The organism is Arthrobacter sp. MDT2-34-1 (assembly GCF_059091365.1).
Genome location: NZ_JBNHGO010000002.1, coordinates 451,930 through 473,164, shown reverse-complemented (window position 1 = coordinate 473,164; position 21,235 = coordinate 451,930). Strand labels below are relative to the sequence as shown.

Annotated in this window: 18 protein-coding genes and 2 riboswitches; of the genes, 8 read left to right on the top strand and 10 right to left on the bottom strand. The window is 67.3% G+C overall.

The annotated features are described in order from the left end of the window. Positions 1 to 159 precede the first annotated feature (159 nt). The gene (locus AC5RVV_RS12615; protein WP_494001882.1) at positions 160 to 1,629 is read right to left on the bottom strand and encodes a sodium:solute symporter family protein; all 1,470 of its coding nucleotides are present in this window, start codon (positions 1,627 to 1,629) and stop codon (positions 160 to 162) included. 241 nt (positions 1,630 to 1,870) lie between these two features. Here AC5RVV_RS12615 and AC5RVV_RS12610 point away from each other — a divergent pair, with 241 nt between their 5' ends. The 3 genes from AC5RVV_RS12610 (at position 1,871) to AC5RVV_RS12600 (ending at position 5,474) form a co-directional block, all read left to right on the top strand. Continuing rightward, positions 1,871 to 2,446, top strand: a complete 576-nt coding sequence (locus AC5RVV_RS12610; protein ID WP_494001729.1) for a helix-turn-helix domain-containing protein — start codon at positions 1,871 to 1,873, stop codon at positions 2,444 to 2,446. Between the two features lie 281 nt (positions 2,447 to 2,727). Further along, on the top strand, positions 2,728 to 3,789 hold the full coding sequence (gene speB / locus AC5RVV_RS12605; protein WP_494001728.1) for an agmatinase: 1,062 nt from the start codon (positions 2,728 to 2,730) through the stop codon (positions 3,787 to 3,789). Further along, positions 3,786 to 5,474: a thiamine pyrophosphate-binding protein gene (locus tag AC5RVV_RS12600; RefSeq protein WP_494001727.1), complete on the top strand. Its 1,689-nt coding sequence runs from the start codon at positions 3,786 to 3,788 to the stop codon at positions 5,472 to 5,474. The genes speB and AC5RVV_RS12600 overlap by 4 nt, the downstream gene beginning before the upstream one ends. A 107-nt stretch (positions 5,475 to 5,581) precedes the next feature. On the opposite strand, the gene AC5RVV_RS12595 is transcribed toward AC5RVV_RS12600, so the two are convergent. Beyond that, the gene (locus AC5RVV_RS12595) at positions 5,582 to 6,010 is read right to left on the bottom strand and encodes a very short patch repair endonuclease (protein ID WP_494001726.1); all 429 of its coding nucleotides are present in this window, start codon (positions 6,008 to 6,010) and stop codon (positions 5,582 to 5,584) included. Between the two features lie 148 nt (positions 6,011 to 6,158). Between AC5RVV_RS12595 and AC5RVV_RS12590 the strand changes: the two genes are divergently transcribed. Then, positions 6,159 to 7,103, top strand: coding sequence for an aldo/keto reductase (locus AC5RVV_RS12590; RefSeq protein ID WP_494001725.1), 945 nt, complete (start codon positions 6,159 to 6,161; stop codon positions 7,101 to 7,103). A gap of 80 nt (positions 7,104 to 7,183) precedes the next feature. Here AC5RVV_RS12590 and AC5RVV_RS12585 read toward each other — a convergent pair whose 3' ends face one another. From AC5RVV_RS12585 to fdhA, 3 genes are all read right to left on the bottom strand, one after another. Beyond that, positions 7,184 to 8,119, bottom strand: coding sequence for a M23 family metallopeptidase (locus AC5RVV_RS12585; RefSeq protein ID WP_494001724.1), 936 nt, complete (start codon positions 8,117 to 8,119; stop codon positions 7,184 to 7,186). A 3-nt stretch (positions 8,120 to 8,122) separates the two neighbouring features. Further along, positions 8,123 to 8,299, bottom strand: a riboswitch (cyclic di-AMP (ydaO/yuaA leader). Between the two features lie 744 nt (positions 8,300 to 9,043). Further along, positions 9,044 to 9,445, bottom strand: a complete 402-nt coding sequence (locus AC5RVV_RS12580; protein ID WP_493979553.1) for a GlcG/HbpS family heme-binding protein — start codon at positions 9,443 to 9,445, stop codon at positions 9,044 to 9,046. Between the two features lie 34 nt (positions 9,446 to 9,479). Then, on the bottom strand, positions 9,480 to 10,691 hold the full coding sequence (gene fdhA, locus AC5RVV_RS12575; protein ID WP_494001723.1) for a formaldehyde dehydrogenase, glutathione-independent: 1,212 nt from the start codon (positions 10,689 to 10,691) through the stop codon (positions 9,480 to 9,482). 269 nt (positions 10,692 to 10,960) lie between these two features. On the opposite strand from fdhA, the gene AC5RVV_RS12570 reads away from it, so the two are divergent. Continuing rightward, positions 10,961 to 11,584: an FMN reductase gene (locus AC5RVV_RS12570; RefSeq protein WP_494001722.1), complete on the top strand. Its 624-nt coding sequence runs from the start codon at positions 10,961 to 10,963 to the stop codon at positions 11,582 to 11,584. Positions 11,585 to 11,683: 99 nt separating this feature from the next. On the opposite strand, the gene AC5RVV_RS12565 is transcribed toward AC5RVV_RS12570, so the two are convergent. From AC5RVV_RS12565 to AC5RVV_RS12555, 3 genes are all read right to left on the bottom strand, one after another. Then, the gene (locus AC5RVV_RS12565) at positions 11,684 to 12,109 is read right to left on the bottom strand and encodes a pyridoxamine 5'-phosphate oxidase family protein (RefSeq protein ID WP_494001881.1); all 426 of its coding nucleotides are present in this window, start codon (positions 12,107 to 12,109) and stop codon (positions 11,684 to 11,686) included. Positions 12,110 to 12,254: 145 nt separating this feature from the next. Next, positions 12,255 to 12,884, bottom strand: coding sequence for a superoxide dismutase (locus AC5RVV_RS12560; protein ID WP_494001721.1), 630 nt, complete (start codon positions 12,882 to 12,884; stop codon positions 12,255 to 12,257). A gap of 225 nt (positions 12,885 to 13,109) precedes the next feature. Next, the gene (locus AC5RVV_RS12555) at positions 13,110 to 16,694 is read right to left on the bottom strand and encodes a TM0106 family RecB-like putative nuclease (RefSeq protein WP_494001720.1); all 3,585 of its coding nucleotides are present in this window, start codon (positions 16,692 to 16,694) and stop codon (positions 13,110 to 13,112) included. Between the two features lie 222 nt (positions 16,695 to 16,916). Beyond that, a riboswitch (SAM riboswitch) is annotated at positions 16,917 to 17,038 on the top strand. Between the two features lie 29 nt (positions 17,039 to 17,067). On the opposite strand from AC5RVV_RS12555, the gene AC5RVV_RS12550 reads away from it, so the two are divergent. The 3 genes from AC5RVV_RS12550 to AC5RVV_RS12540 all read left to right on the top strand — a co-directional run bounded on the left by AC5RVV_RS12550 (position 17,068) and on the right by AC5RVV_RS12540 (position 19,444). Beyond that, complete coding sequence (locus AC5RVV_RS12550) at positions 17,068 to 17,217, top strand: hypothetical protein (protein ID WP_494001719.1); 150 nt, start codon at positions 17,068 to 17,070, stop codon at positions 17,215 to 17,217. Beyond that, positions 17,214 to 17,741 (top strand): PIN domain-containing protein, encoded by a 528-nt coding sequence (locus tag AC5RVV_RS12545; RefSeq protein WP_494001718.1) that lies wholly within the window; start codon positions 17,214 to 17,216, stop codon positions 17,739 to 17,741. Before AC5RVV_RS12550 ends, AC5RVV_RS12545 begins: the two co-directional genes overlap by 4 nt. A gap of 392 nt (positions 17,742 to 18,133) precedes the next feature. Then, positions 18,134 to 19,444 (top strand): Nramp family divalent metal transporter, encoded by a 1,311-nt coding sequence (locus AC5RVV_RS12540; RefSeq protein WP_494001717.1) that lies wholly within the window; start codon positions 18,134 to 18,136, stop codon positions 19,442 to 19,444. 192 nt (positions 19,445 to 19,636) lie between these two features. Here the strand turns inward: AC5RVV_RS12540 and AC5RVV_RS12535 are convergent, their stop codons facing one another. Then, positions 19,637 to 19,849: a FitA-like ribbon-helix-helix domain-containing protein gene (locus tag AC5RVV_RS12535; RefSeq protein WP_494001716.1), complete on the bottom strand. Its 213-nt coding sequence runs from the start codon at positions 19,847 to 19,849 to the stop codon at positions 19,637 to 19,639. A gap of 98 nt (positions 19,850 to 19,947) precedes the next feature. Next, complete coding sequence (locus tag AC5RVV_RS12530) at positions 19,948 to 21,195, bottom strand: NAD(P)/FAD-dependent oxidoreductase (protein WP_494001715.1); 1,248 nt, start codon at positions 21,193 to 21,195, stop codon at positions 19,948 to 19,950. Between the last annotated feature and the right edge of the window lie 40 nt (positions 21,196 to 21,235).

The following is a 21,235-nucleotide window of genomic DNA, read 5'->3' as shown; positions in this document are numbered from 1 at the left end:
TGTAGCCGGTCGGGGCGGTCCCTTGAGGACCGCCCCGCCGTCACCGTCTCCTAGCCGGACCTAGGCACCAGCGTCAGCAGCCGTTCGGGCAAGGCGCCAGCCTCAGCTGCCGTTCGGGGCAGAGCCCACGCCAGCAGACGTATGTGGCAGCGCACCGCGTCAGCGCGTGGCGACCTCGTCGGGACCCTCGACCGGGACTTCCTCCGTTGCCTGCCCCGCCACCCGGCGGTCCCACGCCTGGCGCACGGCGGCATCGGTGGGCTTCGTGAGCAGCGACACTCCCACGTAGACCAGCGCGGAGGCGATCAGGCCGTAGTAGATCGGCTCGTTGGCGTAAACGCCGGCATATTGTTCCTCGGCGTTGATCTCCAGCACGATCATGGTGGTCAGCGTGACGATGGTGCCGGCCGCCATCGACCACGCGGCGCCCAGGCCGGTGCCGCGCTTCCAGACCAAGCCGCCCAGGATCGCGACCAGCAGCCCGCCCACCAGGATGTCGTACGCAATGGTCAGCGCGGCAACTACGTCCTGCACCACGATGGCCAGCAGGATGGAGACGGCACCCAGGCCGAAGACCCACCAGCGGTTGCCGGCCACATCGTGTTCGGTGTTCTCGTGGTCGTAATGGACGTGCTTGCCGAACCAGGAGGCCACGAACGGCACCACGTCGGCGCGGGCCACCGTCGCCGCGGCGATCAGGCAGCCGGACGCCGTCGACATCATCGCGGCCACGGCCGCGGCCAGCACAATGCCGCCGATGCCGATGGGCAGCAGGTTCATGGCCACGTCCGCGTAGACGTCGTCCTCGACTTCGATGGCCGGCAGCGCCACGGAGGCCGCCATGCCGATCAGGGCGCCGGCTGCTCCGTAGAGGATGCAGTAGATGCCGGCCGTCGCGCCGCCCCAGCGGGCGACCCCTGGGTTGCGGGCGGTGAAGACGCGCTGCCAGATGTCCTGACCGATCAGCAGGCCCAGCGTGTAGACCACGAAGTAGGTGATGATGGTCTGGACGCCGATGCCGGTCAGTGAGAAGAACTCCGCATCGACGCGCGAGCGGATGCCGTCCAGGCCGCCGGCGGCCGACCAGGTGAACGGCAGCATCAGCAGGAAGACGCCGACGGTCTTGATGATGAACTGTGCCATGTCGGCCAGCGTGATGGACCACATGCCGCCGACCGTGGAGTAAATCAGCACAATGGCGCCGCCGACGGCGATGGACAGCCAGCGCTCCCAGCCGAACAGCACCACCATGATGGTGGCATACGCCCCGGTGGACGTGGCGCAGAGCATGAGCGTGTACGCCAGCATGACGATGCCCGACACCTTGGTGGCATGCACGCCGTACCGCAGCGTGAGCATCTGTGCCACGGTGTAGATCTTCAACTTCTGCAGGGTCGGGGCGAAGAGCAGGCTCAGCAACAGCACGCCCGAGCCGATTGCGACGACCAGCCACATCCCGGAGATGCCCCATTTGTAGCCCAGGCCCACGCCGCCGACGGTGGAGGCTCCGCCCAGGACGACGGCGGCCATCGTGCCGGTGTAGAGGACGGGGCCGAGACGGCGGCCGGCCACCAGATAGTCGCTGGTGTTCTTGGTGCGGCTTTTGCCCCACCATCCGAAGAGCAGCATGGCGGCCAGATAGGCCACCACGATCACGACGTTGACGATTTGATTGTCCAAGGGAGACTCCAGGGGAGAATAGCGCGGAACACATGCCGAAAATTGCCTGTGGGGCAACAAGTGTTGAGTGTTAAGCTAAATGTGGCACGCGGCACAGGTCAACTCGGCCACGCTGCCTCTGGGTCCGCAGGGGTGGTTCGGCCACCCCTGCATGCCACCTCCGTCAACTCTGCACCGAGAAGGATGATTAGTGAAGGCACTGCCAGTCGAGCCCAGCAATGACCCGGTGGCCATAGGTTCGCGGATCCGCGCCGCACGCCAGGGTCAGCGCATGACCATCGAACAGGTTGCGGATTCGACGGGGCTGACCAAGGGATTCCTCAGCCGGGTGGAGCGTGACCTGACCTCGCCGTCGGTGGCATCGCTGGTCACCCTGTGCCAGGTGTTGTCCATCTCCATCGGTGACCTCTTCTCGATGCCGGAAACGCACGTCTCGCGCGCGGGGGAGGGGCCGCGGATCAATCTGGGCGGCGAAGGCATCAAGGAGGAGCTGCTGACCGCCCGGCACGAGCGCCGGTTGCAAATCATCCGTGCCGTGATCGAACCGCGGGGGCGCGGGGAGGCCGATCTCTACTCCGTGGACTGCGACGTGGATGTCCTGCACGTGATCGCCGGCAGAATCACGCTGGTCTTTACCTCCGAGCGCTACGAACTCGACGCCGGTGACACCATCTCCTTCTCCGGGCGGGAGCCGCACACGTGGATAAACGAGACCGACGAAGAGGCCATCGTCACCTGGACGCTGGTCCCGGCGGCCGCGCGCTAGTGCCCGTGTTGCGCTGCCGTCCGTGCCGCGGTAGCCGCCAGTGCCGTGTAGCCGTGGCGTCCGTGCCGCGATAGCCGCCGCGCCGTTCCGCGTTGGCCGCCCTGCCGCCTTGCCGCCCGGACCGCGGTCTTGACTGTTACCCCCACCACAAATAACATCACAGGCAACAGATGTTGCACATGAGGCAACCGTGAGTCAGTCGTTCCAGTACGGCACGCAGCCATCCGCGGCTCCGAATGACCGACCCCCAGCCCGCCGCCCGCACCCCTCAGAGGAGAACCATGGAAGAGCTACGTGTGGAAGCCAACGGCCATCTTGGCCCGATCGATTCGTCCCGTATCCCGCGGTACGCCGGAGCCGCCACCTTCGCCCGGCTGCCCCGCCTGGACCAGGTGCAGCAGGCGGACATCGCCGTCGTCGGCGTACCCTTCGATTCCGGCGTGTCCTACCGCCCCGGCGCCCGCTTCGGCGCCAACCACGTCCGCGAGGCTTCGCGGCTGCTGCGGCCGTACAATCCCGCGTGGGACCTGAGCCCGTTCGAAGAGGTCCAGGTGGCCGACGCCGGCGACATGGCCGTTAACCCGTTCAACATCAACGAAGCCATCGAGACCATTCAGCAGAACGCCCTCGACCTGACCGCCGCCGGCACCAAGCTGGTCACCCTCGGCGGTGACCACACCATCGCCCTGCCGCTGCTCCGCGCGGCCGCCGAGCGGGCCGGCGGTCCGGTCGCCATGCTGCATTTCGATGCGCACCTCGATACCTGGGACACCTACTTCGGTGCCGAGTACACGCATGGCACTCCGTTCCGCCGGGCTGTGGAGGAAGGCATCCTGGACACCGAGGCCATTTGCCACGTGGGCACCCGCGGCCCCCTCTACGGCAAGAAGGACCTCGACGACGACCATCGTTTCGGTTTCGGCATCGTCACCAGCTCGGACGTCTACTACGAAGGCGTCCGCGACGTGGTGGCCAAGCTGCGCGACCGAATCGGCAACACCCCGCTCTACATTTCGGTCGACATCGACGTGCTGGATCCGGCCCACGCACCCGGCACCGGCACCCCGGAGGCCGGCGGCATCACCAGCCGCGAGTTGCTGGAAATCATCCGCGGGTTCCGCGGCATGAACCTCGTCGGCGCCGACGTGGTGGAAGTGGCCCCCGCCTATGATCACGCGGAGATGACAGGGGTTGCCGGCAGCCACGTGGCCTACGAACTTGTCTCGCTGATGGCCGACACCGCGGCAGGCGGGTCCGGCAACGGGTACAGCGCCCAGGCGCTGAAGCGCGCGGGCGCCACCGTCGGTAGCGGCAAGGGATCGGATCAGGAGTCCTTCGAATGACAGCAGCAGGGAAAGCCGACTCCACGGCCCCGGCCGAAGCGACCGTTCGCAACGGCGGGGACCTCGTCGTCGAAACCCTCAGCGCGTTGGGCGCGACGACGGTGTTCGGGATCCCGGGGCAGCACGCCTTGGGATTGTTCGACGCGTTGTCCCGTTCGCCGTTGCGCTTCGTCTCATCCCGGGTGGAGAACAACTCCGCCTTCGCGGCGGACGGGTTCTCGCGTGCCACCGGCGAGGTCGGCGTGCTGTTCCTCTCCACCGGCCCCGGCGCCCTGACCTCGTTGGCCGGGCTGCAGGAGGCCTATGCCACCGGCGTGCCGATGGTGGTCATTGCCAGCCAAATTCCATTGGAAGGCCTGGGCGCGCGCCGCAAGGGCATGCTGCACCAGCTCGACGACCAGAAGGCATCGGCGGCCAACGTCACCAAGAGCCAGCGGTTGATCCAGCACGCGTCCGGCATCCCGTCGGCCATTCAGGACGCGTGGACCGAGGCGATCTCGTCGCCGCAGGGACCGGTCTGGGTGGAGGTGCCGCAAAACGTGCTGCTGGACCCGATCATGGTGCCGCCGGTGGAGGACGCGCTGGCCGAGGCATTCGACAACCCGCCGCGGACCGAGCTGGTCAAGGAAGCCGTGCACTGGCTCTCCGAGGCCAAGCGGCCGGCTATCATCGCCGGCGGCGGCGCCCGCCGGGGCAAGGCAGAACCGTGGCTGCGCTCCATCGCGGAAAAGCTGCGTGCCCCGGTGGTCTGTTCGCCGGGCGGCAACGGCGCGTTCCCGTGGAACCACGAGCTCTCGCTGCAGTCCTGGGTCGAGGACCGGTACGTCACCGACCTCCTCGAAGATGCGGACGTCCTGTTGGTCGTGGGCTCGTCGCTCGGTGAAGTGACGAGCAACTATTTCACCATGGAACCGCGGGGCCGGATCATCCAGATCGACGCCGAGCCCCGCGTCCTGGAGTCCAACGGCCCGGCCCTGGGCATTCGCGCCGACGCCGGCCAGGCACTGCAGGCGCTGGACGCTGCGCTGTCCGGCGATCCGGTTAACGGACCCGACTGGCACGGCCAAACGCCCGAGCAGCTGGTCAAAGACACCCTGACCAAGGTCCAGGCCCGCCTAAACAGCCAGGACCTGGCCAAGGAGCGGACCTTCATGGCGGACATCCGCGAGGCCGTGCCGGACGACATGCAAACCTTCTGGGACATGACCATCTCCGCGTACTGGGCCTGGAGCTGCTGGGACTCGCGCGACGGTGAATTCCACTCGGCGCAGGGCGCCGGCGGCCTGGGCTACGGTTTTCCCGGCGCCATCGGCGGCAGCGTCGGCCTGGCCAGCCAGGGAAAGCCCGCGCGCGTGCTGGCCGTCTCCGGCGACGGCTCGGCCATGTATTCGATCAGCGAGCTGGCAACCGTCCGACAGCATGACCTTCCGGTCACCTGGCTGATTGTGGACGACGGCGGCTACGGCATCCTGCGCGAATACATGGAAGGCGCGTTCGGACGGGCGACGGCAACGGAACTGGCGCGGCCGGACTTCGTGGCGCTGGCACAGGCCTTTGGTGTGCCGGCACGCCGGGTAGCGCCGGAGGATGTCGGCCCCGCACTCCGGGAGAGCTTTGCCGCCGAGGGACCGAACGTCGTCGTCGTCGAGACACTGCTGAAGATGTTCGCCCCCACGCACCTCTGACCCAACCCCGACGGGGGTCCACCCATTGCCGCGTTCCCCTGGCCAACAGCCCCTCCACCCCGGGATTTTCCCCGCGGGCGGAGGGGCTGTTGGGCCGGTAATCCGGCTCAGGCGAGGAAAGCGACCAGCTTGTCCTCGAGCGCGGCCAGATCGCCGGTTCTCTTGAACTCGCACTCCCAGACGGTGAGGACCTGCCAGCCGGCCGCCTGCAGCGCCGACCGTTGGGCTTCGTCGCGGGCAGCCGTACGCGTCCGTTTGGCTTCCCAGAAGCCGGCGTTGGACTTCGGCGCATGCCGGCCGACCCTGCAGTCATGGGCATGCCAAAAGCAGCCGTTGACGAAGATCACTTTCCGCCGTCCGGCGAAAACCAGATCCGGTTTGCCCGGCAGCTTCCCGCCGCCTGCGCTGCCATGCAGGCGGTAGCGGTATCCCTTGGCATGCAGCAGTTTCCGGACCAACAGCTCGGGTTTGGTGTTCTTGCCGCGGATTTTGGCCATGTTGGCGCTGCGCTGCTGCGGGGTCAGCGAGTCGGCCATAGCTAAAGTCTAGGGGAGCACGGTACTGCCCGGCGGGCCGCCGGCCGCCCGGCGGCGCCCTTACCGCGTCCGGGGAACGCGTCCGCCGCTGCTAGGTTAAACGTAAGCGGCATGCGAAGGCCGCGCCTTACCTTTGAAAGGACCTTCGATGCGCTTGATCGGCACTTCGGACATCAAGATCTTCCCGCTCGCTCTGGGCGGCAACACCTTCGGCTGGACCTCGGACGAGTCCGGTTCACAGCAGGTGCTGGATGCCTTCACCGAGGCCGGCGGCAACTTCATTGACACCGCGGACAGCTACTCCGCGTGGGTTCCGGGTAACCGCGGGGGCGAATCCGAGGAGATCATCGGCCGCTGGATGGCCGAACGGAAAAACCGCGAATCGGTCGTCATCGCTACGAAGGTGGGCGGTCATCCGGAACTCCAGGGACTGTCGGCGGTGAACGTGGCTGCTGCCGCCGAGGCTTCACTGCAGCGGCTGGGCACCGAATACATCGACCTGTACTACGCCCATTACGACGACGAGGGCACCCCGTTGATTGAGGCGGCCGCCGCGTTCGACGCCCTGGTGAGGGAGGGCAAGGTCCGCCAGATCGGTTTGTCCAACCTGTCTCCCGAGCGGATCGCCGAGTGGATGAACATCGCCCAGCAGAACGGTTTTGCGCTGCCGGTCGCGCTGCAGCCGCACTACAACCTGGTGGCCCGCAAAGACTACGAACAGGGCTATGCTCCGTTGGCCCGCGAACACAACCTCTCGGTGTTCCCGTACTACTCGCTGGCCGCCGGTTTCCTGTCCGGCAAGTACCACTCGACGGATGACGCCGACAGCAGCCCGCGCGGCGGCATGCTCCGTGATTACCTCACGATGGAGGGCTTCGCGGTCGTCGACGCGTTGGAGACCGTCGCCCAGTCGCGCGGCATCTCCCTCACGACAACCGCGCTTGCCTGGCTGCTGACCAAGCCCGGCATTACCGCTCCGCTGGCCAGCGCCCGGACGCCCGAACAGCTGCCGGAGCTGATGGCCGCCACGGACGTGGAGCTGACCGCCGACGAAGTCGCCGCCCTGGACCGGGCGTCGAGGCTCTTCGCCTGACCGGCCCTTAACGACGACGGCGATGCCGGGTGGGCATCGCCGTCGTTGGTGGCGGAAGCTCCGCCGTTGTCAAGGGTGGGTTAGAGCCAGCCGGCCGGATCCACCAGTTGACCGTCCTTGACAACCTCAAAGTGCAGGTGGCAGCCGGTGGAGTTGCCGGTGGTGCCCAGCTGGCCGATGGCCTGGCCCTTGGCCACCTTCTGGCCCAGCGAAACGCCGATCGACTGCAGGTGGTTGTAGGTAGTCTTCAGGCCGCTGCCGTGCTGAATTACGATGCGGTTACCGCCGCCGCCAACCTGCCAGCCGGCCTCGACGACCTTGCCGCCGTCGGCCGCGTGGACAGGGGTGCCGCAGGCCATGGCGTAGTCAATGCCGGTGTGCAGCTCGCCGGCAGCACCGGTGATCGGGTTCTGGCGGTAGCCGAAGCCGGAGGTCTGGTTCATGTTCGGGATCGGAGCGGCCAGCTTGCCGGTGGCAAAGCCGACGGTCTTCGCCTTGGCTGCGGCGGCCTTCTTGGCTGCGGCCGCGGCCTTTGCCTTCTTCTCCGCTGCAGCCTTCTTGGCCGCAGCTTCGGCCTTCGCCTTCTTCTCGGCTGCAGCCTTCTTGGCGGCCGCCGCCTTTTCGTCGGCCTTCTTCTTTTCGGCGGCCTCGGCGGCAACCTGGGCTTCCTCCGACGTAGCCTTGCTGGCTACCTTGGCCCGGTCAAAGCGGATTTCGGCCTCCTGGGCCGCCTGAATCTGCACGGGGCTTTGCTCGGAGGCGCGGTCGGAACCAACGTCGGTAGTGCCGCCGGCTTGGGCCACCGGGACCACTGCCGCGGCAAGGATGCCGGCGGCAACGGCAGCCAGGCCGGTCTTGCGGGCGAGGGAGTAGGCCGCCGGGGATGCTTCCCCTTCGCGGCGGGCAGGGGAGCCCTCGCTGGAACGGGAGATCTTAGCCAGGGCGGAACGCGAAATCTTGGACAGGGCATTCGTGGGGGTGTCGGAACGGCGACGACCGCGCACAGGGTTGTTCACAGGGTTTCCTCTCTTGCGCCTGCGAAGTTAGCTGTCGGATTCGAGCGAGAGTTCACTCGGTCCTGCCGGCAGTCGGATTTCAGAGTGCGACTGTGCCGGTGAGGACTTCACCCCGAGGTGCCCCCAAGCACCGTAAGTGGTTCCTCCGCCCCTGCCTTCGATGAAAAGCTCGATTCTTGCGGTCCGCTGGCAGGGTTAGACGGGCGGACCGGATGCCTACCTAGATAGATAGGAACAAATTCAAAATTACCGGAGCGACACGCGGCGTTACAAATTCGTTATCCGTGTTCCTTGTCACCAGAAGTTCCTCGGTCTGAGGTGATTCCTTTAATTGGGCGGAGTGTGCATCCGCCTGGGACTCGCGGCGCTGCTTGGCCGTTAGCGGAGCCCCGCGCCGGGGAGTAATCGGAGGTTGCACGCCGTTCCCGGGCCGTTAGTGGAGCCCCGCGCCGGGGAGTAATCGGAGGTTGCACGCCGTTCCCGGGCCGTTAGTGGAGCCCCCGCGCCGGGGAGTGAGCGGAAATTACAACGCCGGGGAGTGTTCGGAGGTTACACGCCGTTCCCCGGCCGTTACCGACCCCGTCCGGCCGGTAAGGGACGCCGCCGCCGGGCAGCTTCCAGTTAGCATTCGCGGCCCTGCGCGCACCAAGCCTTCGCGGCGCTGCTCTCGGGGAAGTGAGAGTGGATCGTGGCGGCGCAGACTGCGAAAGCGGTGAAGGCCAGCCGTGATGAACGCAACAAGCAGGGGCAGGCATCCGGATGCAGCCGCGTACCGGTCAGGCCGGCTGGCGCAGCAGGCCAAGCCCAACGAGCAGACGCCGAATCCCGGCCCGCCGCCCGGTGCCGACAGTCAGGCGCTGACCCGGACCCGGGTCCGCGGCCCGGTGCCGATAATCAGGTGCTGACCGGCTCCGGACCCCAAACCTAGAGTGCCGCCGCTCCGGCCTCCGCCACCGATTGGTCCTGCTCTCCGGAGCCGCCGCTGACGCCGATCGAACCGACCACCTGGCCGTCGCGGGAGAGCGGGATGCCGCCGGCGAAGATCATGATGCGGCCGTGGTTGCTGGCATGGATGCCGTAGAACTGATTGCCCGGCTGCGAGTTGTCGCCCAGGTCCTTGGTCTGGATGTCGAACGCCCGCGAGGTGAAGGCCTTGTTGATCGAGATGTCGATGCTGCCCAGCCACGCCCCGTCCATCCGCACGTGCGAGACCAGGTTCCCGCCCGCATCGGCGACGGCGATGTTCATCGGCTGGCCGATGTCGGCGGCTTTGGCCTCGGCGGCGGCAATGACCCGGCGGGCGTCTTCCAAGGTGACGGTGTCCATGTTTGCTCCTAGGTTCAAGGCCCCGTCGCGGGGCCTAGCTGATGTAACCGTTGGGGTTGAGCACGTACTTTGTGGCGGCACCGGCGTCGAACTCCGCATAGCCCTTCGGCGCGTCCTCCAAGGGGATGGCCGTGGCGTTCACGGCCTTCGCTATCTGCACCCTGTCGTGCAGGATGGCCATCATCAGGCCGCGGTGGTACTTCATCACCGGGCACTGCCCCGTGGTGAAGGAGAGCGACTTGGCCCAGCCCGTGCCCAGCGAGAGCGAGAGCGAGCCCTTCTGCGCGGCCTCGTCGATTCCGCCCGGGTCGCCGGTGACGTACAGCCCCGGGATGCCCAGCGCCCCGCCGGCCGCAGTAACCTCCATCAGCGAGTTCAGCACGGTGGCTGGCGCCTCTTGGGCGTCCTTGCCGTGCCCGCGGGCCTCGAAACCCACCGCGTCCACGCCGCAATCCACCTCGGGGACGCCCAAAAGCTGTTCGATCTGGTCCCTGGGATGGCCCTGGGAGACGTCCACGGTCTCGCAGCCGAAGCTGCGCGCCTGGGCGAGGCGGCCCTCGTTCATGTCCCCGACAATCACGACGGCGGCGCCGAGCAACTGGGCACTGGCCGCAGCGGCCAGCCCCACGGGGCCGGCGCCGGCAATGTACACAGTGGATCCAACCCCCACGCCGGCGGTGACGGCGCCGTGGAAGCCGGTGGGGAAGATATCGGAGAGCATGGTCAGGTCCATGATCTTCTCGAGCGCCTGGTCCTTGTCCGGGAACTTCAGCAGGTTCCAGTCGGCGTAGGGGACCAGCACGTACTCGGCCTGGCCGCCCACCCAGCCTCCCATGTCCACGTAGCCGTAGGCGCTGCCCGGGCGCTCCGGATTCACGTTCAGGCAGATGCCGGTCTTCCGCTCCTTGCAGTTCCGGCAGCGTCCGCACGCGATGTTGAAGGGGACGGAGACGATGTCGCCGACCTTGATGAACTCCACGTCGGAGCCGACGTCGACGACCTCGCCGGTGATTTCATGGCCCAGGACCAGGTTTTTCGGGGCAGTAGTACGGCCCCGGACCATGTGCTGGTCGGAGCCGCAGATGTTGGTGGCAACGGTGCGCAGGATGACTCCGTGCGATACCTGCCGGCCCACGTTGTCTGGGTGGACCCCCGGGCCATCCTTGAGGGTGAAACTTGGATAGTCGATGTCGATCACTTCGACCTTGCCAGGTTCCTTGTAAGCCACTGCTCGATTGCTGCTCATGGGGATTCCTCTGATGCGGAAGTCATGGATGGTGGGTGCCACGGTAGCCCTCTTGGATGGGGGCTGGCTAGGGTTGAGGCAGCCTTGGCCCTGCAGTCCAACACCTCTTGTGGCCCGTTGAAGGCGGCTCGTGTGCTTCTTGCGGGCCGACGCCCGCGGCGGAAGCGTGGCGCCCCGCCCTCCGCCGTCGGCTCGCCCCGGAATAATCTTCGCGATGCCTTGGTTGACCCATCTAGATGCGATTGCATGAACAAACCAGGAGGGTCTCAGTGTCAGAGCGCAAGATCGTTGTTATTTCCGCCGGACTCGGCGTTCCGTCCTCGAGCCGGATGCTGGCTGACCAATTGGCTGCCTCTGCCGTGGACCAGTTCCGCCTGAAGGGCGTCGAGGCCGAGGTCCGACTGGTGGAGCTGCGTGACTACGCCGTTGATATCGCCAACAACATGGTGACCGGCTACGCCGCGCCGAAGCTGGACGAAGTGCTCAAGGCAACCATGGCAGCCGATGCGCTGATCGTGGTGACCCCGGTCTTTAGTGCCTCCTACAGCGGGCTGTTCAAGTCCTTCTTCGATGTGGTCGAGCCGCGCGCGCTCGCCGGCAAACCGGTGCTGATGGGCGCCACCGGTGGCAGCGCCCGCCACTCGCTGGCCCTGGACTACGCCGTCCGTCCGCTGTTCAGCTACCTCCGTGCCCGCACGGTACAAACCACGGTCTTTGCCGCACCGGAGGACTGGGGTGCCGGTGAGGCGGGAACCGGCGGACTGTCCGAGCGCTCGGACCGGGCGGCCGCCGAACTGGTTGACCTGGTGGAGGGCGCTCCGGTGACCGAGCGCGGCCGTGGCGGCGTCGAATCCAAAAGCTTCGAGGAGATCCTCGCCAGCGTCGGCCACTGAATGAGCGTCTACCGCTGAGCAAGACGAAGGCCCGGTCGGGCGTGGTCCAGCGATGCGCACCCCCGCAGCGCGACCACCCGGACCGGGCCTTTGCTGTGGCTAAAAACGTTCGGGTTGTTGACCCAGTTTGAAGTGGCGTCCGCTGATGCTGGCCGGCTTTACTGCCACATAGAAATCCTTAAGAGTCGGGATCCAAGTCTCGACCGGCAGCGCTTCGGCGGCCGCGATGTCCTCCTGGTCCTGCAGTACCCGGGCGGTGCCTTTGACGACAACGCTCCATGCTTCCTCGCTGCTGATGCCGTCGGCCTCGAACAAGACCTGGTCGTTGATCGTTAATTCGGCCAGTTTGGTGCCCGGCGCCGTGCGCAGGATGAGCCTGCCATCGCGCGCAACATAGTTGATGGGGAAAATATCGGTTTCCCCGGCGGCCGTGAGGACGAGGCGGCCATGCTTCGTCCTCTCCAGCAGCATCCACGATTGCTCGTCGGTGAGCTCAAGGACCGCGTCGTCGTGTTCGAACATCATGCCTTCATCCTTCTGCATCGCTTCGGTGAAAGGAAGTCCTTGATACAAGCGGACATCTTAACGACGAGGCACCGCCGTTGAGCCGGTTGTCCGGCCCAGCGGCGGTGCCTGGGTCATCTCCGTGCCCGAGCACGGGTGGCCAGTGTTACTTGGCCGGAGTGATCAGCGCGGAAGCGCTGGTGCGGGCGGAGTCGAAGCGGGCTGCGACGTCGGCCCAGTTGACGATGTTCCAAAACGCCTTGACGTAGTCGGCCTTGACGTTGACGTAGTCGAGGTAGAAGGCGTGCTCCCACATGTCCAGCATCAGCAGCGGAATGGTGCCTACCGGGATGTTGCCCTGCTGGTCGTAGAGCTGCTCGATGACCAGGTTGCCGCCCAGGGGTTCGTAGGCCAGCACGGCCCAGCCCGAGCCCTGCAGGCTCAGCGCTGCGGCGCCGAAGTGGCCGCGGAACGCGTCGAAGGAACCGAAGTACTCATCGATGGCGGAGGCCAGTTCGCCGGTGGGCTTGTCGCCGCCTTCCGGGGAGAGGTTCTTCCAGAAGATCGAGTGGTTGGTGTGGCCGCCGAGGTGGAAGGCCAGGTCCTTGGACAGCTTCGGCACGTTGCCGAATTCGCCCTTGGAGCGGGCGTCGGCCAGCTGCTCCAGCGCGGTGTTCGCGCCGGCCACGTAGGTGGCGTGGTGCTTGGAGTGGTGCAGCTCCATGATCCTCGCCGAGATGTGCGGCTCCAGGGCCGCGTAATCGTAGTCGAGCTGGGGCAGTTCGTACTTGCTCATGTTCTTCCTCTCGTCGGAATTACTGTGCGGAAACTACTCAGTGCACACTTCCAGCCGGCACGGACAACGGGTGGTTGGCCCGCCAAGCTGCCAATCCTCATTCAAACATGACCGAGGCTGGCACCGTAGCGAATTTCGCCACTGACGTAGCCCCGCATCCGCAGCCTGTCGGGCGGTTTGACCCCTGAGACGACATTCGACCTCCAGAGAGCGGGGGCGGTGAGGTCATTTCGTGCAGTCGCAGAGCCCCGCGAACGCCCCCAGCTCCTCCAGTCCGGCGGGCCGTGCCGGCAGGTAGTCCGTGAGGGCGCGGGAACGCACGATAACCGCCCGCCACTGCCCGCGCGAGACAGCCACGTTGTTCCGGTTCCGGTTAAGCACGAATTCCATGCCGCGCGGCGCCTCGGCCGCGGCGGACACCGCGGTGGAAACGATCACGACCGGCGCTTCCTGGCCCTGGAACTTGTCCACCGTGCCCACCCGGACTTCCGCCAGCCCGGCGCCGTCCAGCACGGAACGGATCAGCTGGACCTGGGCGTTGTAGGGTGCCACCACGAGGATGTCCGTTCCGGCCAGGGGGCGCGGCCGTGCCGTGCCGTCCGTACGCCAGGGCAGGCCCAGATGCCGGCGGACCTGGGCCAGTACCTCGGCGGCTTCTTCGGGCGACGACGTCGCGTTGCCGTGGTGGTTCACGTACACGCATTCCACCCCGGGCGGAGCTCCTTCCAGCCGCCGCAGCCCGGCGGCCGGCGCCGACTTGAGCCGCCCCTCGTAGGCCAGGACGGAGACGGCCCGGCACAGGTCCGGGTGCATGCGCCAGCTCAGGGCGAGGAAATAGCCCAGCTCCGGCGGCAGCGTGGCATGGCCGTCAGAGAGCCACCCGAGTGCCGACTCGTCGACCGGTTCCGGATGCGTTCCCTGGGTCACCTGCGGCAGCTGCTGCGGATCACCCAGCAGCAGCAGGCGCCTGGCGGCCCGGGAGACGGCCAGCGTGTTGGCCAGCGAGAACTGGCCGGCTTCGTCGATGACCAGCAGATCCAGCGACTTCGGCGGGACAGCAGACCCCGTCATGGTCCACGCCGTGCCGCCAATCAACGAGCCCCCGGGAGAGGCGAGCAACCGGGCCACATCGTCCATACTCCGGTTGGGCCACGGCAGGTCGTGGTCGCCGTTGGGTTTTTTGGCAACGACTTCCGGCGGCACGCCGGCCTTCTCGATGGCGGCGCGCAACATGTTGTCGACCACGGCATGCGACTGGCCGACGACGCCGACCTTCCAGCCCCGGGCCACCAACCGGGCGACGGCGTGCGAACCGACATAGGTCTTGCCGGTACCCGGCGGTCCCTGAACCGCCAGGTAGGAATCGTCCAGGTCGGCGACGGCGGCGGTGATCGCGTCCACGTAGCCGTCGGGGTGGTCTTGGACCTCGGGCAGCCGCGCCAGCGTTGCCAGCCGCGGCGGGCGACGGCGCAGCAGGTCCAGCGCCGGTTCGGCCGGGAAGCCGGGAAGTGTGCCGGCAACCGCAGCGGCGAGGTCTGCGAGGGCCTGCCGGATGGAGGTGGTGGGCAGCGGCTTGTCGGGTGTGAGCGCCACCGGCGGCTCGTTGTACTCGTCGGCGCCGCGGGGCAGCCGCTCCTTCACCAGGAGCGTGTCCTTCTCGCCGTCGGCACCCAGTTCCAGCACTTCCGCGCCGAAACAAAACGCGCGGTGATTGACGCCGTGGTCCTGGTCGCAGAGGAACGCCGGGAAGGGCTGGTCGTAGAGCCGGCAGAGCAGGCTGCCTTCCTTGATGGTGGATCCGGGCGCTAGCCTGCCGGTAAGCCGCAGCACGCGGGCCGGGTTGCTGCGCGACGTCGGCTTCTCCCACCCGGAAACCACGAGCGCGGAATCCACGGTGAAGACGTCGCGGGTATCCGCCCAGTCCTCCAGCGGAGCGTCGAGCCGGTCGAAATGCGCCCACCAGTACTGCTTCGCTTCCCGCCGGTGGTAGCCGACCGAGGCCGCGACCATGGCGACGGCTTGTTCATCGGCGGACAGCGTTTCGCCTCGGCGGGCGGCCCTGTCGGCGGCAGCCTCGACGTAGTCGTGCAGCCGCCGCTCCTCGGGCGGCAGCGGCTCGTCGTCGGCGGCCAACGTCCCGCTCGCGGCAGAGGCAGCCGCCGCCGCGGGGGCGGCCGTACGCCCCGGCACGACTCGGCGCTCGGCCGCCAACCGCAGGAGCCAATTGCGCAGTTCCATCGTGGAGAGGCAGTCGTACTCGTTGTAGTCGGCAATGCTTTTCAGGACCGTCTCTGCCTCGGCGTCGTTGCCGGCGTCCCTGGCCGCACAGTAGCGGGCGTATGCGACCACGGAAGCTCCGGCGTCCTTGACGTCGCCGGACCGCAGGTTATCTCCCATGTACAAGGGCTCGAGCTTCTTGATGCTGTAGGAGTTTTCCGAGATCCGCAGGTTGTGCCGGACCGTGTCGTAGAGGTCCACCAGGATGCCCTCGCGCAGCAAACCGTCCACGGTTTCCTCACCCACCAGATGCTGCAGCGACAGCCGGCGTAATGCGGCCTTCTCGTAGTTGGCGTAGTGGTAAATGTGCATCCCCGGATACCGGCGCCGCCGATCGGAGACATATTCCAGGAAATCCGCCAGCGCCTGCCGTTCGCCGGCGCGGCTGTGCGCCCAGAAGGGCTTAAACGGCGGGGCCATGCCGGCAGCCGGCGCATTTTCCACCACGCCGAAAAGGTACTCCAGCCCCCACTCGCCGTCCTCGTCCTGCCACAGCGGGTCGCCCTCGAAGTCGAAGTAGATGTCGCCGGGGTTGGGCGCAGGCAGGCGGGACAGTGTGTGCTGCTCCAGCACGCGGTACGAAACCTCGTGTTCCGTGCCGTCCTTGCGGTAGGTCACCCGGCCGTCCGGCGTGGCGGAGCCGGTCTGCATTCGTGCCTGGTCGCGGAGCCGGGCCAGCGCGCCGTCTGTCGGTTCACCGGGTGGAAGTTCCAGGGCGGCCAATTGGTCGATGGTGAAGATCCCGGCCGCTCGCAGCTTGCGCCGGCGCAGCGTGCTCATGTTCGCGACCAGCAGCAGGTCCCGGTGCAGCTCAACTTGTTCGGAGCAGTAGTTGCAGCGTCCGCACGCGGTGACCCTTTCGTTCCCCCAACGGACCTGGTCTGGCTGTTCGCGGTGTGCGGTAACGAGGTTGAGGAACCTGGTGCGGCGTTCGCGAAAAACCGGCAGCAGGTCGGTGAGGCTGTGGTTGCTGTGCCGCCGGTCGCCCAGCACCAGCGTCACGGTGGGAGCCACGGCGATGCCGGCTTGGAGGAGCTGGTCCCCGTACGCGGCCAGCTGCAGCAGCGCGGTGACCTTGGCGTGTCGGGCCAGCTTGGTGTCATAGACCGCGTAGGCGGCAGCTCCGCCGTCGTTGTGGGTTTTGACCAGGAAATCGGACCGTCCATGGAACCGGCCGTCGAAGAAGGACGCCTGGAACACCACGTCTGCGCCGGAGCGCAGCGCGGCGATCGACTCGTCGTGCTTGGCCTGCAAATCCTGCCGCGTGTAGCTGCGGGTCTCGGCAATCTCCGCCACGCCGGCGCCGAAGGTGTCGCGGAAGTGCTGCAAGACCCGGTGCTCGTGCAGATCGCCCAACTCCGCCGTGCGCTCGAGCATCTCGTCGCGGCCAAAATCCGCCACGGGGGAGCGCCCCAGCTTCTCGTCCAGCTTGCGCAGCAGCTGGTACTCGCACTGGGCGGCGACGACGAGGTCGCTGGCTGTGTAGACCAGGTCGCGGTCAGCCCCGTCGACTTCGGAGTCGAGCAGAAACACGGTGCCTCCTTCAAACAGGTGCGCAGGTGCCAACCCGGCCGGCGGCGGGTCCCCCCAACGATATCCCGCCGCCAGCCGGTGCCTGCCGGCAGTTACAGGTCTACCGTCCGGCACCGACATTTTGGCGAATGGGGCATGGGCGCCCGGCCCCGGGATTCCTGTTACGCGATGTGACCGCCGTCTCCGACGGTCGGGCGGCAGCTCTGGCTATACTGCCAACAGCTTCAAGAACTGTGGCCGCCAAGCTCCGACTTGGCCACATACCAACCCCACGCTCGTTGGGTGGTTCGGATGACGAAGCGGCCCGCATCAGCCTCGGCTACCGATGCGGGCAAGAGCACGCGAAAGGACGCGGCGCCCGGCGCCGGCTGCCATGGACATCCCTCACTCCCCGCAACTGCAGGTCTTGAGCCTGGCCGACTATGAACAGGTTTCCGCAGCGCGCGAGGCCTTCGTAGACTTCCTGCTGGATGCCGCCCGGCAGCCCCGCGGGCAGCAGCGCGACATCGCCGCGGCGCAATGACCACGCGGACCGTGCCGACAGCGAAGGCTCCGGCAGTGGCGCAGGCGCCGGCCGCGCCCGCGTCTCAGACTCCCGCGGCCGCGCAGGTGCCCACCGCAGCTTCCGGCCCGCGGCGGGCCCGCGGGCTGCTGCTGGACACCGACGTCGTGGTCGAGCTCAGGCGCGAGAGCCCGGACCCCGCCGTCGTCGACTTCCTGCGGCGCCGCCGCCGCTCCCGGGTCTACATCTCCGCCTTGACCCTGGGGGAGCTGCGGGCGCTGAGCACCCAGGACTCCGCGCTGACCGGGCAGGCCGACGCGTGGCTGGTCGAGCTGACCGCGCGGTTCTCGGCCTTTATCCTGCCGGTGGACCAGCAGGTGGCAGAGGCCTGGGCGCCGCTGGCCATTCAAGACGTGCCGGCCGTCGAGTCGCTGATCGCCGCGACCGCCTCCAGGCACTGCCTGACCGTGGTGTCCGGCAACGCCGAGGCCTATCGGCGGCTTGCGGTTGAAGCCTGCGACCCTTGGGTGCCGGCCCGGCGATAGGGCCTGCAGCGTCCACGGGCGGGAGCACCACACCCCGAGCACACCGCGGCCCGCACCCCCAGCACCGCACCCCGAGGACCGACCCCGTCCGACGCCACCACCACCCCCGTGATCAACCGCAGCGCCCGCGCCCCCCAGAACCGCACCTTGAGGACCGCACCACCGACCCCTGCGACCAACCGCATCGCGTATGCGAACGACCACAATCGCACGCCACTTTCCCGCCGAAGGGTGCCTGTGTTGCGCCGAACGGTTCCGCGAGTGGCCCCCTCGGCTATTTACCGACCGGGCGTTCAGAACGCGTGAGAAACTAGACGGGGTCCGGTGACGGGCGGCACTCTTGCCCCCTCTTTCTGCGGACAAGCTCCATCACGGTAAGGAATACATGGCTCATGGCCACTGAGAACAATGCCCCGGGCACGCTCGATGCCGCTGCACGGGTGGATAACGACGGCGGCGCTCCCGCCAAGTGGAAGATCGTCGGTCCCGGTCTCGTTGTCGCCGCCACAGGCGTCGGCGCCGCGGACATGGTGGCCACGCTGGTGGCGGGCTCCCGGTACGGCTACGGGCTGTTCTGGGCGGTGATCGTCGGCGTCATCCTGAAGATCATCCTGGTTGAAGGTGCCGGACGCTTTACCCTTGCAACGGGCAAGACGATCTTCGAGGGCTGGCGCTCGCTGGGCCGCTGGACCACCTGGTACTTCGGTCCGTACATCATGATCTGGGGCTTCGTCTACGGTGCCACGGCAATGTCATCGGCAGCGCTGCCGCTGGCCGCGATGTTCCCGGTGCTGCCGCTGTGGGCCTGGGCGATCCTGATGGGCCTGGCCGGATTTGTCATGGTCTGGTTCGGCAAGTACGCCACCTTCGAGAAGATCACCGCCTTCTTCGTCGGGCTGATGTTCGTTACCGTCGTCGGGCTGGCCATCATCGCCGTGCCCAACATCCCGGAGATGATCGGCGGCCTGGTGCCCATGATCCCGCAGGAAGAGGGCGCGGTGTTCTACACCCTGGCGCTCGCGGGCGGCGTGGGCGGCACCATCACGCTGGCGGCCTACGGCTACTGGCTGCGCGAAAAGGGCTGGCACACACCCAAGTGGATGCGCGTCATGCGCATCGACAACTCCGTGGCCTACGTCATGACCGGCATCTTCGTCATCGCCATGTTGATTGTCGGCGCCGAAGTGGTCCGCACCGCGGGTGTTTCACTGAGCGCCGGCGACGAAGGACTGCTGGACCTGTACGAGGTACTCAAGGATGAGTACGGAGACGTGGTCGGCACCGGCTTCCTCGTCGGTTTCTGGGCCGCCTCCTTCTCCTCCATCATCGGCGTCTGGAACGGCGTGTCCCTGATGTTCGCCGACTTCTGGGGCAACATGCGCAAGAAGGAGTCCGGCCACCCGGACACGCGCGTGGGCGGCAAGTACTTCAAGTTCTACGTCCTCTGGCTGACGTTCCCGCCCATGCTGCTGTTCATGCTGGGCAAGCCGATCGCGCTGATCCTGCTGTACGGCGCCCTGGGGTCCTTGTTCATGCCGTTCCTGGCACTGACGCTGCTGGGCCTGCTCAACGGCAAGCGGATCCCGAAGGAATGGGCCAACCGCCTGCACACAAACATCGCGCTGGGCATCTGTGCCCTGCTGTTCGTGGTCCTCGGTGTCTACCAGTTGTGGAACTCCGTCTCGCCGCTCTTCGGCGGCTGATTTCCCGCATGCTCCGCTGCCCCGTACCGTTTCGGTGCGGGGCAGCGCTTGTTTAACAACGACGACGGCGGGCGCCCGGTTTTGAACGCTCGGCGGCGGTGGCGCGGTTTTGAGCGCTCGACGGCGCCGGCGCGTCGACTGCCTGCGCGTCGACTGCCTGCGCGGTCGGGCGCCGCGCGGCGACGGGCCCGCCTACTGCCGGCCGGTCCGGCGTTCGCCGTCGTCGGCCGAATCGTCGTCGCCGATGATCGAAGCCAGGAGTTCGTCCGCCTCGCCCAGCCCGCGGACTGCCTGCACAAGGATCGCCCGGGCCTCAGCTTCCGGTGAGCGATGGTGGGTATCGGCCAGGATCCGGAGTCCTTCCATGGTCCGCGCGTCCAGCCCGGACACCGTAAGCGATTCCATGACAGTCACCTTCCCGTGGAGCATGGCGCCCCAAGTCCCGCCCATACTAGTCCCGCCCCGACGAGCTGTCAGCGGGCCGTCAGCGGCCGTCAGCAGGGTCAGCGCAGCGGGTCGAACGGCCGGATCTCGTCGGGCACCCGGCCGGTGACAATCTGTTCTGCCAGCAGCTTGCCGGTCGCCGGGCCCAGCACGATGCCCCACATCCCGTGCCCGCCGGCAACGTACACCCCGGGGGAGCGGGTGGCGCCGATCAGCGGCAGCCCGTCGGGCGTGACCGGGCGCGGGCCGACCCAGAGATCCTCGAGGTTCTCCAGGTCCATGTTGGTGAACAACGGCCGCACGGCGGCCAGGATCGCGTCGATCCGCCCGGTCTGCAGCGGTTCGTCCGGGCCGCGGAACTCCATGGTTCCGGCGATGCGCAGCCGTCCCTCGTAGGGGGTGCAGGCCACGCGGCGCGCCGGGAAGTAGATGGGGAACTCGGCCGGCTGGTCGGTGGCCACGCTGAACGAGTATCCGCGTCCGGCCTGCACCATGGTGCGGACGCCCAGCGGCTTGGCGAGATCGGGCAGCCAGGCGCCGGTGGCCAGGACCACGACGTCGGCGTGGAACGGCTCATGCGCGTAGGTCTCCACCGAAATCCCGGTGTGGCCGTGGCGCAGGGAGCGCACTTCGGCGCCGGAAATGATCTTTCCGCCGCGTGCCACCACGGATGCGGCAAGGGCCTCGACGAACGGGCCGGGCTCAAGGAACCGCTGGCCTTCCAGTTCGAACACGGTGGATACGCCGGCGGACAGCTGCGGCACCTTGACCTGGGGGTTGTCCAGGCGGCTCAGCGGGACGGACTGGCCGGCCTTCTCCACGTTGGCCAGCTCGTGGACAAAGTGGCGGCTTTCCTTCTCCGCCTCGAAACCGACGATGAACGGTCCCTTGCGCGTCCACGATTCGACGCCGTTATCGGTCAGCTCATCGAAGCTCTCCAGCGCCATCTTGTCGATCGGCGTCAGCGCGGCCATGGTCCGGTCCCAGGCCTTTTGCGTGCCGTGCAGCGCGAAGCGGGCCAGGAACTTCCACAGCTGCGGGTCCAGGCGGGCGGGAATGTGCAGCGGCGCCGTGGGGTCAACCAGCGCCTTGGGTCCGTAGGTCCAGACGGTCGGGTCCGACAACGGCATGGCCATGCCGGGCGTGAGCCAGCCGGCATTTCCCCACGAGGCGCCGGCGGCGACGCCGGATCGGTCCAGAACGGTGACTTCCACGCCGCGTTCCTGCAGGTGCCAGGCGGTGGCCAAGCCAACCATGCCTGCACCCACGACGACGGCGGTGCTCGGGGCGTGTGCGCGAGAGTACATCGTGTGCTCCTCGGGTCGACTCTTCTCTCGGACCCATCCT